Consider the following 14,133-nt stretch of genomic DNA (forward strand, 5'->3'; position numbering starts at 1 on the left):
TCATTATATCAAAATTCCAATCAAATTAAACGTAGATTTTTTTAAGGACTTAAAAAAGATCATCAACAGATTTAATACGTTATAATCTATTGACGATCTCTTACTTATTATTTATATTAACTACTCATTTTAAACTCAAGGTTCAACATTGTAATTCAGCATCCAATTGATTCCAAATTTATCAACAACCATACCATATTTTTTCGACCAGAACGTTTTCCCTAAAGGCATTGTTACTTTTCCGCCTTCAGCTAAACGATTGAAAATCCGATCAAGTTTCGCTTCATCCTCTGTATTGATCACAAGAGAAACATTGTTTCCTTCAACCAACGTCAATCCCATTCCATCTGGCACATCAGAGAACATAATAGGAACACCTTCGATTGTCATTGAAGCATTGATAATCAATTTTTTCCAAGCTTCTGGTGTTGGGTGTTCTGGGTCTTCAGGCGCATCTGCAAACGTCATCGCATCTTCACATTTTACGTCAAATACTGTTTCATAAAAAGTAATCACATCTGCCGCTTCGTTCTTAAAATTTAAGTATACTTCTAGCATGTTCGTCATCCCCTCAATCTATTTCAACTATTATCTCATGCAAAAATAGATTAAGCGAAAAGCACGCTCATTTTTAACTAAAAATCAGTACCGTTTAAAATCACTTCAACCAATTGCTCTAAGTACTTCTGATCTATTTCGTCATAGCCATGTGTTACCGAGCTATCTAAATCTAAAACACCCATTAATTTACCATCTTTAACCATTGGTACAACGATTTCAGATAAAGCAGCTGAATCACAAGAGATATAATTTTTATGATTTTTCACTTCAGCCACAATCAGTGTCTCACGCATTTCAGCAGATTCTCCACACACACCTTTGCCCATTTTAATTCGAGTACATGAAACTTTACCTTGAAATGGACCTAAGACCAATTCTTCTCCATCAAATAAGTAATAACCTGCAAAAACCGTATTTGGTAATGTATCAGCTAAAAGTGCAGAAGAGTTAGCTAAGTTAGCAATTTTATCATGTTCAATTTCAATAATTGCTGTTTGTTGCTGTACTAAAAGTTGGTATGCCGCTATTTTTTCTTTCCTTGTTTTCCACATTTTTAATTCACGCTCTTTTCTACGTCTACGATAAGAAATGTTTATATTATTTTCTTATTATATCATACTCTTATTACTGTCCTTACAATCAACTGTTTTTTAGCTTATTCATAATCTTCATAACAAATTCAAACGAATTCACACTTTTTTCAAGCTTTTTTATGTTTGATTTAATCTATTAAGGTTATAGTTTAATCATAGTAAACAACTAATCAATTTGTGGATGAACGTGGTGTTAAAACTCTTTGAGGACTAACGGATGTTTATTCTCGACCCGATGAGGTGTAGGTTCGAATCCTACCGTCCACGTACGTGCAACTTTTGCACTTGATTATAAATTCATCAAGATAAGTGAAAGGAAGGATGTTTATGAAAAAAATCTTCGTTACAGGAGCAACATTATCAGCTATTACAGTGGTGGCTTATTCATTTTTAAACCATACATCGAAACATCAGCATGATTATGGCAAACTATAATAAAAAAAGTTGTCCTGAACGATTTCTTGTTCAAGGCAACTTTTTTAAGTTTATTTTTGATAATCATTTCACAATTGATGACAAATTAGTTATTTAAAAACCAAATGATATTCTCCTTCTTCTGCGCTATCTAAATATTGATACAAAATCAATTCAAGGATCGCCAACATTGAAATATGAGAAGTAATTTCCATCTTATTTAAAAAAAGCTCATCTGTAAACACATAAAAATTAACATCGCTCATATTTTGAACCACGTTATTATCTGCCCCTGTAATCGAGACTAATAGCGGATGTACTGTATTTTTTAGATGCTGCATCAATTGAATCCATTCTTCGTCTTTTCCTTGATACGTTAAGATAAACACCATATCCTCCGATTTGATCTGCTTTTGAACAACCGACCGCATTGATTGATCCTCCGGAAATACCACCAAAAAGCCAGCTGCTACAAATAAATACTTTACATACTGCATTAGCTGCTTATTCATTCCTTTAGCAAATAAGTAAATGATTGGTTTATTCTTTAAATACTCTCCTACTTTTATCAAACTATTTTTATCAATCACACGAACAGATTCATTGATATTTTTTAGATACTCTTCACGGTAATCTTTTTGGGAAACCACAAAGGGACTGACTTTTTCTTCTTTTTTTTGATTCAAAAGAGTATATTTGATGACCGTTGTAAATTCACTATAGCCAGAAAATCCAATTTTTCTAACAAATCGAAGAAAGGTTGTTGTCGATACAAAGCAGTCGTCCGCAACTTCGCGGATGCTTTTATTTTTAATGTCATTTAAGTTTTTCACAACATAATCAAATAATGCATGTTCATTCTTCGTTAACTCTGAAACATGAGGGTTTATCACTTCAAAAAAGTCCATTTTCTTCCCTCCTACTTATCTTTAGGAACACTTTGTGCAATACAATGAATATTTCCGCCGCCTAATAAAATTTCACGCGCATAAACGCCAATAATCTTGCGGTCAGGGTATAATTTTTCTAGTAAGATTCCTGCTGCTTGATCATTCTTATCATTGAATAATGGATAGATAATACCGCCGTTAGCCGTATAATAACTAACATAGGTTGCTGTCAGTCGATCGCCAGGAAAACGCGGCAGCATTCCATTAACTGAATCTACGCCTTGACTTTCTTCAGTTGTGATATACATCGGTTCAGGCATCAGCATTTTATGAATGATTAATTTTCTGCCTCTTGCATCCGTTTCATTTTTTAGTTGTTCATAGGCTGCTCTGGAAATTTCATATTGTGGATCATCTAGGTCATCTGTCCAAGTCAAAACGATTTCTCCTGGACGTACAACATTTAGCATATTGTCTATGTCCCCATTGGTTTCATCTAAAAAAAATCCCTGCTTTAACCAAATGATTTTTTCTACATTGCAATATACTTTTAGAACATCTTCAATTTCCTCTTTAGAACATTTACCATTTCTACCTTCAGAAAGTAACACTTCTTCTGTTGTATATAACGTTCCATCACCATCAAAATGAATGGAACACCCTTCTAAAATAAACTCTTTTGCAGAGTAATAATCGATATGATTGAATTCACACAATTTTTCAGCGATCAAATTATCTTGATCCCAAGGAAAGTACAAGCCGTCTAAAAGGCCGCCCCATGCATTAAAACCCCAGTCTACTCCCCGAATTTCCCCCTTTTGATTTTTTAAATAGATAGGACCATAATCTTTGATCCACGCATCATTATTACTCATTTCCATTACCCGAATTGACTCAGGTAATAAGTGACGAGCATTACGATATTGTTTTTTGGAAACTAACATCGTGACTGGTTCAAACATTGCGATTGATTTGGCTACTTCTACATAAGCTGCTTGAGCAGGTTTTCCACCGTTACGCCAATTGTCCGCTCGTTCTGGCCAGATCATGTATGTTTCTTCGTGAAGATCAAATTCTCCTGGTACAAAAAAACCGTCCTCTTTAGGATTGCTTGTTTTGATTTTCATATGGGCAGTTCTCCTTTTACTTATTGGTCCATTATATGCTTTATATATGTAAGCGATATATTTTTAATATATCAGAAAAAAAGAGTAGAAACTAGTTTTTGTCTCTACTCTTTTTCTAAAACTAAGCAGTGATAATGGTACCTGTTTCTTCATCTAATAAATTTTTGATATTTTCTAAGGAGGTGATTACCGCTTTGCCATTGCTATTTTCTTTAATAAACGTTATTGCTGCTTGCACTTTAGGTAGCATACTGCCTGGTGCAAATTGCTTTTCTTCAATATATTTTTCCATATCAGCTACCGTTACTTTGGTTAAATCAGATTGAGTGGGTTGATTGAAATTGATGCTGACATGATCAACACCTGTCAAAATTACTAACATATCCGCATGAACCAATTCAGCAATTTTTTCAGAGGCAAAATCCTTGTCTATCACGGCTTCTACACCCTTGTAGGTTCCATCTTTTATGACCACTGGAATCCCACCACCACCTCCTGCAATCGTAACAACGCCATTTTCTACTAATTGTTCAATCACCGAATATTCAACAATATCGATTGGCCTTGGTGACGGAACTACTTTTCTAAATCCTCGACCAGCATCTTCTACGTAAGTTGCCGACGTTTGTTTTTTCTCAACGTCCATTTGATCTTTGCTTAAAAATGGACCGATTGGTTTACTTGGTGCTTGAAAAGCTGGATCTGTTTCGCTGATAACAACTTGTGTAATGAGTGTTGCTACGTTTTTGGAGATATTTCTTTTTTTTAGCTCGTCTACTAAGGCATTTTCAAGCCAGTAACCAATGCTGCCTTGGGTCATTGCAACTGCTGTATCAATCGGCATTGCTGGATTTTTCCTTGTTGCACCTAATTGCTGTTGTAATAATAGGTTCCCAACTTGAGGGCCATTGCCGTGGGTGATGATCAGTTCATGACCTGCTTCAATGAAATCTGCTAAATAATATGCTGTATGGGCTAAAGCCTTTTGTTGTCCTTGTGCACTAGGATCAGTCGTTAAAATTGCATTCCCGCCTAGTGCAACTACGATACGTTTTTTCATGGATTCCACCTCACTTTGGAACTTGTTGGGTAATGCAGTGAATATTTCCACCACCTAAAAGAATTTCTCTTGCAGGTACACCAACAATCTTTCTATCTGGATATAGTTCTTGTAGTAAATCGATCGCCTTTTCATCATTTGGATCATCGAATAACGGTAAAATGATTCCGCCGTTTGCCGTATAATAATTTGCATAGCTAGCAGCTAATCGATCGCCTTTTTCCCTTGGCAAGGTTCCTGCTACTGCATCTACCCCGAAGCTTTCTTCTTCTGTGATCAATATTGGTTTTGGCACATATAATTTATGAACAATTAGCTTACGGCCATGAGCGTCTGTTTCATTTTCTAAAATCTCTAAACATTCTTTTGAAATTTCATATTGCGGATCATTTTTGTCATCTGTCCATGCCAAGACCACTTCCCCAGGCTTCACAAAATTAATGATATTATCCACATGACCATTAGTTTCGTCTAAATAAATGCCACGCTTCAGCCAAATAATCTTTTCTAATGAGAGATATTCTTTTAAAACTTGTTCGATTTGTTCTTTAGAGAGTTGAGCATTTCGCCCTTCTGATAATAAACATTCTTCTGTAGTGATCAGGGTTCCTTCACCATCAACGTGGATCGAGCCGCCTTCTAAAACAAAATCGTTTAAACGATAACGATCAAGCCACTCCACCTCACAAATTTTTTGTGCGACTTGATCATCTTTATCCCATGGAAAATATAAGCCATCTACTAATCCTCCCCATGAATTAAAGGTCCAATCCACACCACGGATCTCCCCTTTGTCATTTTTGACAAAAGTTGGTCCACAATCGCGAACCCAAGCATCATCATTTGCAATTTCAACGACACGTACCTCTTCCGGCAGCATATGGCGAGCATTATCATATTGTTCAGCAGATACCCCAACCGTCACTGGTTCAAATTCATTAATGGCAACAGCTACATCGACAAATGTTTTTTGCGCTGGCTTCCCACCATTACGCCAATTATCTGGTCGCTCCGGCCATAAAATGTACACACCTTGATGCGCTTCAAATTCTCCTGGCATTCGAAAACCATCTTTTTTTGGTGAACTATCAATTGTTTTCATGTTCAAAACTCCCTTTATCTTGAATTTTTTTCTACCTGTTGTTTTTTGGTATACTCTTTATCTCCCAAGCGAATACAGATTTCACCAATAATTGTTGCTACAATTGTTCCAATCAAAATTGGTATTTTCTCAGTATATTCTGTACTTGATAAAGGAACGATCGAGAAAAATAAAGTAATAACTAACAAAACAAATGGAACATAAGCAATGATTTTTAGCAAAACAGGCCCTCCTGGAACTTTAAACGGACGTTCTTTATCTGGATCGATTTTACGTAGTTTCAAGAATGCTGGGAACATCATGATATAAGAAACTAATAACGCCACTACGTTTAAAGCGAAAAATGCCCAGAAAATGTTTTCATTTGGAATAAATGGTGCAACAATTACCAGTACAGAAGCCACAATACCATTGATAACTGAAGCGCCGATCGGCATTTCATTTTTAGCGTTTTCTTTGGCGAACACTTTTGGCAAATCATGATTTTTAGCAGCATAAAAGGCAACATAGTTTACACCTAATGCCCAAGAAATCAGATTCGCAGCTAATGTATACATAAACAATAAACCAATAATGATAACAAACGGATTGATTCCACCAACTAATAAGATAAAGCTATCGATCAAACCACCCGAAGTCGACAATTGATCTGCTGGTACTGCTGCTCCCATACCAAATGCAGCAAACAAATAGAAGAAGGCAATTAAAATACCGCCGTAAATAATTGCTTGAGGAATTTGTTTTTTCGGATTTTCCATATCACTAGCTAAAGTTGTCACTACTTCAAAACCTAAAAAGTTAAACAAAATAACTGAAATAAAACTTAAACTATTCAAATCAAAACTTGGTAGTAATGCTTTGCCAGAAAAATCATTAGCCATGCCTTTTGTCACTGCATGGTAAATACCTAATACACCTAAACAAACCATAATCGCCACTTTCGAAAAAGCCGCAAGATTCAAAATCCATTTACTATCACTAACTGGATAACAACTAATCAATGTAACGCCCCAAATAAAAACTAACTGAACTATAATTAAAATGGGCGTTCCTAATGTTAAACCAAAAATCTGCGTCATCACTTCTGTAAAAAGAACGGCTAAACTTGCCATCCAAATCGGAAAATTAATCCAATAAAACCATGCCACACGAGCTCCCCAACGACGACCAAAAGCCATTTTTACCCAATCATAAATACCCCCATCTCCAGTATAAGTCGTGCCCAATTCAGCTGAAATCAACCCATACGGTAAGAAGAATAAAATGAGTAAAATTCCCCACCAAAAAAATTGTGATGACCCAATAGCAGCAGCTGGAGCGGCAGATTCAACAACAAGTATGACAACAACTGCCATTAGAACTGCGTCAAACAACCGAAATTTCTTTTTTTCTTTCATGTTTTGTACGCACCTTTCATTAAAGAAATAGGAGTAGAAGCAGAAATTTTTAAGATGGACTCCACTTCTTTCCCCTCATTTCTCTAAAATCACTTAGCAACTACAGTATTTCTCAACATCAATTCAAATTCGGCATCATAACGATCTCCTACCGCTTCACCTGCATCATCTAAATATGGATTCATAAAGTAAACCAATAATGAACGCATTGCGGTTAAACGATTTTCCGCTTCATCTAAAACAATAGAATAAGGGGCATCTAATACTTCATCTGTCACTTCTTCACCTCTCGTCGCAGGTAAGCAATGTAGGAATTTAACATGAGGGGCCGCCATATCAACCAATGCTTGGTTTACTTGATATTTTGGATAGAAAGTCGCCATCCGTTCTTCCTCTGATAGTTCAGCTTCATATAAGCCATACCAAACATCTGTATAAATAAAATCAGCATCTTTCAGCGCTTCTTCAGCATTTTCAGTGATCAACACACTACCGCCAGAAAGTTCGGCATTTTTTTGTCCGATGGCTAACGTTTCATCTTTGATTTGGAAACCTTTTGGTCCGAATTGAACAAAATTCATCCCCATTTTTGTTGCCATAAACATTGTAGATACACACACTTGAGTAGCATCTCCAACAAAGACAATTTTACAATCACTCAGTGTTTTCCCTGCCGGCAAGTGTTCGGTCATTGTAATAATATCGCCTAATTCTTGCGTAGGATGATTGTAATCACTCATACCATTAATAACTGGGATCGTGGCATCTTTGGCCAGCTCAACAATTGTTTGATGACGTTCAACACGGGCCATTAAAATATCGACCAAACGAGATAACACCCGAGCAGTATCTCCTAAAGATTCATGACCACCTAATTGAATTTGTCCTGGTGCTAAATATTGCGCATGCCCACCTAATTGGGTCATTGCAGTTTCAAAGGATACTCTGGTACGAGTTGATGATTGTTCAAAAATCATCCCTAATGTTTTGTCTTTTAAAAGCGGTGGATAGTAGCCATTCTTAATTGATTCTTTTAATTTTAAAGCCAGTTGGATCATACAATCGATTTCCGCTTTCGTAAAATCATTTGTATCAACAAAGTCTCTTTTTTTCATCATTTCTTCCACCAATCCATTTTGATTTTTATTGTCGGATTCCTCGAGTTTTCCTTTTGACGAATTAAGCATACATCGAAGTTTACTCTTTTTGAAGCGGTTTCTAAACTCTTGATGAAGAAAAAAGCAGCTTGTATTTTGTTCCATTTTGCGTAACAGGTTACATTCAATAATAGACAGCAAAAAAAGGCAAAAACAAGTTTGTATACTCGTTCTTGCCTTTTACTAATTTTATTTGGAAGCAAGGCTAATTCGTCAAATCTTCCCCATTAGTCGCAATGACTTTTTTATACCAGTCAAATGATTTTTTCTTCGAACGTTTTAACGTCCCATTCCCGTCATTATCACGATCGACATAGATAAAGCCATAGCGTTTTTTCATTTCGCCCGTTCCAGCAGAGACTAAATCAATACAGCCCCATGTTGTGTAGCCTAGTAAATCTACACCATCAAGTTCTACTGCATCTTTCATTGCTTGAATGTGTGCAGCTAGGTACTCGATACGATAATCATCGATCACATTGCCGTTTTCGTCTGGTGTATCGACTGCGCCTAAACCGTTTTCCACGATAAATAATGGTTTTTGGTAACGGTCATATAGATCATTCATTGTTGTACGTAATCCTAGTGGATCGATTTGCCAGCCCCATTCACTTGCTTCTAAGTATGGGTTTTTCACTGAAGCAAAGATATTTCCAGCTGTTTTTTCGTTGATGGCAGGATCTGTTGATTGCACACGTGATGAATAGTAAGAAAATGAAATAAAGTCTACTGTGTGTTCTTTCAATAATTCTAAATCGCCCTCTTCAATTGGTAATTCAATGCCTTCTCGTTCTAATTGTTTCAACGCATAGGCTGGGTATTCCCCACGAGATTGAACATCGATAAAGAAGAAGTTTTCACGATCCGCTTTGCGCGCAGCCCAGACATCTTCTGGTTTACATGTATAGGCATAGTTTGTACCTGCCGCTAACATACACCCTATTTGGTTTTCTGGATCGACTTCATGGGCGATTTTTGTTGCAATCGCACTGGCCAATAATTCATGATGCGCCGCTTGGTATTTGACTTGTTCTTTATTTTCGCCTTCTTCAAAGTAAAGACCCGCGCCCATGAATGGTGCGTGTAAAATCATATTGATTTCATTGAACGTTAACCAGTATTTTACTAAGCCTTTATAACGGTTGAAGATCACGTTACATAGATTTTCATAAAAGCCAACCAGCTCACGGCTGCGCCATGCGCCATATTTTTCCACTAAGTGCATCGGACAATCGAAGTGGGTGATCGTTACAAGAGGCTCTATATTGTGTTTGCGGCATTCTTTGAACAAATCCTCATAGAACTTCAAGCCTTCTTCATTGGGCTCTGTTTCGTCTCCTAGAGGGAAAATACGACTCCAAGCAATTGATAGACGATAAGTTTTAAACCCCATTTCGCCGAATAATGCGATATCTTCTTTATAGTGGTGATACATGTCGATCGCATTTTGCGCTGGATAAAAATGTTCGTCATCAAAGTGGAACATTTTCTTCTCTCCAGTAATCACTGGAAAACGATCTGGTCCAACTGGTGCTAGATCCACGTTGGCTAATCCGCGTCCGCCTTCGTTATAGCCACCTTCACATTGATTGGCCGCTGTTGCGCCGCCCCATAAAAAGTCTTTTCTAAATGCCATTTGATTCATCCTCCTAGAATTTATTAGAACAAAAGTCTTATTAACGAATGACTTTCATAACTTGCTCACCTGGTTCAGCCAAAACTTTGGTTAACGTAATAATATCACCAAAATCAGCTGAATTTGTTACGACAACGGGTGTAATTATATTATAGCCTTTTTCGGCAATTTTTTCTAAGTCAAATTCAATTAGTTTATCTCCGATTTCAATATTTTGACCTTTTTCAACAAAATATTTATATCCTTCACCATTTAGTTGAACAGTATCAATGCCGATATGAATTAATAATTCCACACCTGAATCACTAGTTAATCCAATTGCATGTTTGGAATCAAAAACTGCTGTTACAGTTCCTGAAACTGGTGCATAAACAATACCTTCTACAGGTTTTATGGCAAATCCTTTACCTAAAATTTCTTCTGAAAACATACCATCTTCTACGGCATTCAAGTCTACAATTTCACCTTTGATGGGTACAACAACCTCTGTGATTGTATTTGCTTCAGAAATCGCACTTCCTTCATTTGGTTTTGATACTGTCCGTGTTTCTTCGGTGACAGGATCTTTATATAAAATATATGATACAACAAACGAAATTACAATACTGATTGCAGCTCCGATACACGCCATATATAAATGTTTCAATGTGTCATCACCAATGTAGCTTGGAAGTGTTAATAAACCTGGTGAACCACCTGTAAAGTTCTTCACTCGAGTGATTCCCATAAACAAACCACCGATTCCGCCACCGATCATTGCAGCATATAAGGGCGTTTTATATTTCAAGTTAACACCATATAGCGCAGGCTCAGTAATCCCAAATAAACCTGTTAAACCAGCTGAAGCTGCCACTTGCTTGATTGAAGAATCTTTACTTTTAACACCAACAGCTAAAGAAGCAGCTCCTTGTCCAAGATTTGATGCTAACATTCCTGGATAGATTACACTATCATAACCAGTTGTCATACGATTATTAATCCCAATTGGTACTAAACCATAATGCGTTCCTGTTGCTACAAACAATGGTGTCAATGCACCAATAATCGTCGGAACTAGCCATGGACTAAAGTTTTCCAAGGCTTTGATCCCATTTGAAATAGCATCACTAATGAAATAACCAATCGGCCCAACTACTACTAGCGAAACAGTTCCAACAATCGCAATCGTAATCAATGGTTTACTGAAAAACTTGATTGCTTTAGGTGATACTTTATCAGCAATCGGTTCAACGTAAGACATAAACCAGACTGCTAAAATAATCGGAATAACTGATGATCCATATGTTACTGCAGATATCGGTAATCCGAAAAGATGAATACTGCCTTCTCCTGCTTCCTTGATTGTATTAACCATTCCGACAAAATTCGGATGTAGTAAAATCCCGCCAACCATCATAGCCAGATACATATTTGTTTTAAATTTCTGTGCAGATGACGCTGCTAATAGAATAGGTAAAAAGTAAAAAGCAGAATCTGCCATGAAATCAATAATAATATAAGTTTGACCAGTTTTATCGATCGCATTAAAAACAACCAGAAGAGACAGAACTGCTTTTAACATCCCAGCAGCCGTAATCGCAGGTAAGATTGGTGTGAAAATACCAGTAATTGTGTCGATAATTTTTGAAGCCGTACCCCGTTCATCTTTTTCATTAGATTCAGCTTGTTCTCCGTCTAATGCAGGTACTTCTTTTAAAATTTCCTTATAAACACTTCCGACATCACTACCGATGATTACCTGATATTGTCCCCCTTTTGAAACAACGCCCATCACACCTGCTGTATTTTTCAATACATCCGTTTGTGCTTTCCCTTCATCTTTCAAATTGAAACGTAATCTTGTAGCGCAATGCGTTAAACCAGCGATATTTTGTTTTCCACCGATTTTTTCAATAATTGTTTGTGCTAATTCTTGATAATTCATTCTTCATCCCCCTTATTTTAATAGTTAAATTGTGAAGTCCTATAAAATCCATAAAAAAATACCTAAGAAACCTCTTATTTCAAAGAGATTTTTCTTAGGTATAGCCTGCTTTAACGCAGTAACAATCCTTTAATTGTTTGTTATTCTTCTGATGTGGATGGTGAGATAAATCATCTCATCTTCTTGTAAATCACGACCAAATTCTTTTCCAATATACTCATGTATTTTCAATGCACAAAGGTATTCTTCTTGGTATTTTTCCTTTAACATAAACAAGAAACCTTCATCTTTGTCTTTATCCAATTCTATTCCACTATATAAGCGTTGAACAAAAAACTTCAAATGCGTAATAAATCGTTCATAATTTAGCGTGTATTCATCCAAATCAGTTTTATAATGATACTTAACAATATTAATGATTTTTTGAATGACCTTTGTCATTTCAGAAACTTGACTGACTTGTGATAAATCTAGTTCTGCATTCACGATATGTAATGCAATAAAACCAGCTTCATCTTCAGGAAGCACTATATCCAGACGATTGGAAATAATAGTCAACGCTTCTTTTCCAATCAAATATTCGTGATTGTAAAAACGCTTGATCTCCCATAGCAGTGCATTTCTAACTGGTAAACCGCTATTATGTCGTTCAATAGCATAGTCGATATGATCAGTTAATGTAAGATAGATATTTTCATTCAACTTTTTGCCTAATGAAACTTTAGCGAAACCAATAATTTCATTAGCAACCTGTAAATGCTCTAAGCGAACTTTTGATAATAGTTGAGTGAGCTTATTTGTATTTAAATCGGCATTACTTGTATATACTTTTTCAATAAGAGCATCATCAATAATATCACCGACATTTTTTTTAAAGCCAATACCTTTGCCCATCACTAATACTTCGTGATTATCAGTATCAAGAGACTTCACAATATTATTATTGATTACTTTTTTTACTTCCATAATATCTCCTCAATGAGATTAGATCAGCTAGCTAATTAAATATGAATAAAAAGAAATAAAGTATAGCCTGAAAATTCAGTAACAATCTTAATTTCTCTTGTTATTAAAACATGAAAATAAAGCGTTGTCAACCAAGGAAAAATGCTTCTATTCGCTTTTTAAAAAGAATTTCTATTTACTTAAATATTATGTACATCAATAAACAGCAAGACAGATTTAGTTCGTTTGTCCAGCTATTTATGATAACTCGAATCAATACAAGTATTTATTTTTTAGTATTTCCAACGTTCCTTTATCTATTTCTAATTCTTCTCTTAAGTAATTCGTTATCGTGCTATAGTTCTTTTCTACAGCATTGTAAGCCCCATCCAGATAATCTTTTCTTGTTTGCTGAAGTGATGCTAGAAAAGCTAATACATCCTCATTGTCTGTATACTTTTTATAGATAGCCATTCTTTTCGCATTTCTCGGAGCATTCATTTTATCTGTTAGTAAATAATCTTGGTAGATTTGCTCTTTATCAACACCTAAAGCACCTAGATATAAAGCAGCCGCCCAGCCTGTTCGATCTTTTCCACCTTGGCAATGAAATAGTAATGGGGTTACATCCTCTTGCAGAAGTAACTTGAAAAAATTTTTATACGCTTTGATGGCATTTGTACTTAATACTAATTGCTCCATTTGAGTAACCATTACATTACGATTTTTCATCAGTTGTGCTCTACCCTTTTCAGTCTGAACCATTATTTCTAATTGGGCTATTTTGTCTTCATCTTTCTTAGAAACAGATTGAGTACTAGCTTGCTGCGCAACGTCAGCATGAGGATTAAAATTGAATGTCTCACTTGTCGAAATAGCTTTATTTGGATCTTTAGTTATTTCTTCTGGTGAGCGAAAGTCAATGATCCGCTTTATCCCCATACGCTCGATATAATCTTGACCTTTCTCGTCGATTTGATGTAAGGCATCTGAGCGGAAAACTTGTCCCCAGCATGTCAATCGACCATCAGTTGTAAGATATCCACCCATATCTCGGCAATTATATAAGTTGTTCAACGGTAAACGGCGTTCTGCTCCGATAAATATATCTGAATTCATTTTTAATTTAAAATAAAGACGTTCTTTAGAATTTGGATCTGTAAAATTTTGCCAGCCTTTTTCTGTAAACTCTAAATAATTAATATCAGTCTTTCTTGAACTGTCAGTTCCATAATAAACCTTGACAGGAAGAGTGGCTGTATCTGGAATGTAAATTGCTAATTGCTCTTCGTCTCTTTTCACTTGAAGTGTTTGCATCATGTCACTC

At 36.0% G+C, this 14,133-nt stretch carries 12 protein-coding genes; all 12 read right to left on the bottom strand.

Going from position 1 to position 14,133, the window contains the following annotated elements; translation table 11 throughout:
- Window positions 1-135: 135 nt before the first annotated feature.
- The 12 genes from AC4BBR_RS09865 to AC4BBR_RS09920 all read right to left on the bottom strand — a co-directional run bounded on the left by AC4BBR_RS09865 (window position 136) and on the right by AC4BBR_RS09920 (window position 14,126).
- Window positions 136-567 carry a VOC family protein gene (locus AC4BBR_RS09865; protein WP_490459400.1) on the bottom strand — a complete coding sequence of 144 codons (432 nt, stop codon included), beginning with the start codon at window positions 565-567 and terminating at the stop codon, window positions 136-138.
- Between the two features lie 68 nt (window positions 568-635).
- The gene (locus tag AC4BBR_RS09870) at window positions 636-1,112 is read right to left on the bottom strand and encodes a GAF domain-containing protein (protein ID WP_490459401.1); all 477 of its coding nucleotides are present in this window, start codon (window positions 1,110-1,112) and stop codon (window positions 636-638) included.
- 566 nt (window positions 1,113-1,678) lie between these two features.
- A complete protein-coding gene (locus AC4BBR_RS09875) occupies window positions 1,679-2,476 on the bottom strand; it encodes a MurR/RpiR family transcriptional regulator (protein WP_490459402.1) in 798 nt (265 codons plus the stop codon).
- 11 nt (window positions 2,477-2,487) lie between these two features.
- Window positions 2,488-3,585: an agmatine deiminase gene (gene aguA, locus AC4BBR_RS09880; RefSeq protein ID WP_490459403.1), complete on the bottom strand. Its 1,098-nt coding sequence runs from the start codon at window positions 3,583-3,585 to the stop codon at window positions 2,488-2,490.
- 121 nt (window positions 3,586-3,706) lie between these two features.
- Window positions 3,707-4,645, bottom strand: coding sequence for a carbamate kinase (gene arcC, locus AC4BBR_RS09885; RefSeq protein WP_490459404.1), 939 nt, complete (start codon window positions 4,643-4,645; stop codon window positions 3,707-3,709).
- A gap of 10 nt (window positions 4,646-4,655) precedes the next feature.
- Window positions 4,656-5,747 (bottom strand): agmatine deiminase, encoded by a 1,092-nt coding sequence (gene aguA, locus AC4BBR_RS09890; RefSeq protein WP_490459405.1) that lies wholly within the window; start codon window positions 5,745-5,747, stop codon window positions 4,656-4,658.
- Between the two features lie 14 nt (window positions 5,748-5,761).
- Window positions 5,762-7,144, bottom strand: a complete 1,383-nt coding sequence (locus AC4BBR_RS09895) for an APC family permease (RefSeq protein ID WP_490459406.1) — start codon at window positions 7,142-7,144, stop codon at window positions 5,762-5,764.
- Window positions 7,145-7,233: 89 nt separating this feature from the next.
- Window positions 7,234-8,259 carry a putrescine carbamoyltransferase gene (ptcA, locus tag AC4BBR_RS09900; protein ID WP_490459407.1) on the bottom strand — a complete coding sequence of 342 codons (1,026 nt, stop codon included), beginning with the start codon at window positions 8,257-8,259 and terminating at the stop codon, window positions 7,234-7,236.
- 247 nt (window positions 8,260-8,506) lie between these two features.
- Window positions 8,507-9,937, bottom strand: a complete 1,431-nt coding sequence (locus AC4BBR_RS09905) for a 6-phospho-beta-glucosidase (RefSeq protein ID WP_490459408.1) — start codon at window positions 9,935-9,937, stop codon at window positions 8,507-8,509.
- A 40-nt stretch (window positions 9,938-9,977) separates the two neighbouring features.
- Window positions 9,978-11,861 (bottom strand): beta-glucoside-specific PTS transporter subunit IIABC, encoded by a 1,884-nt coding sequence (locus tag AC4BBR_RS09910; RefSeq protein ID WP_490459409.1) that lies wholly within the window; start codon window positions 11,859-11,861, stop codon window positions 9,978-9,980.
- 129 nt (window positions 11,862-11,990) lie between these two features.
- Window positions 11,991-12,827, bottom strand: a complete 837-nt coding sequence (gene licT, locus AC4BBR_RS09915) for a BglG family transcription antiterminator LicT (RefSeq protein ID WP_490459410.1) — start codon at window positions 12,825-12,827, stop codon at window positions 11,991-11,993.
- 252 nt (window positions 12,828-13,079) lie between these two features.
- Window positions 13,080-14,126, bottom strand: a complete 1,047-nt coding sequence (locus tag AC4BBR_RS09920) for a tyrosine-protein phosphatase (RefSeq protein ID WP_490459411.1) — start codon at window positions 14,124-14,126, stop codon at window positions 13,080-13,082.
- Between the last annotated feature and the right edge of the window lie 7 nt (window positions 14,127-14,133).

The sequence above is a fragment of the Enterococcus sp. AMC1251 genome (genome assembly GCF_058216535.1).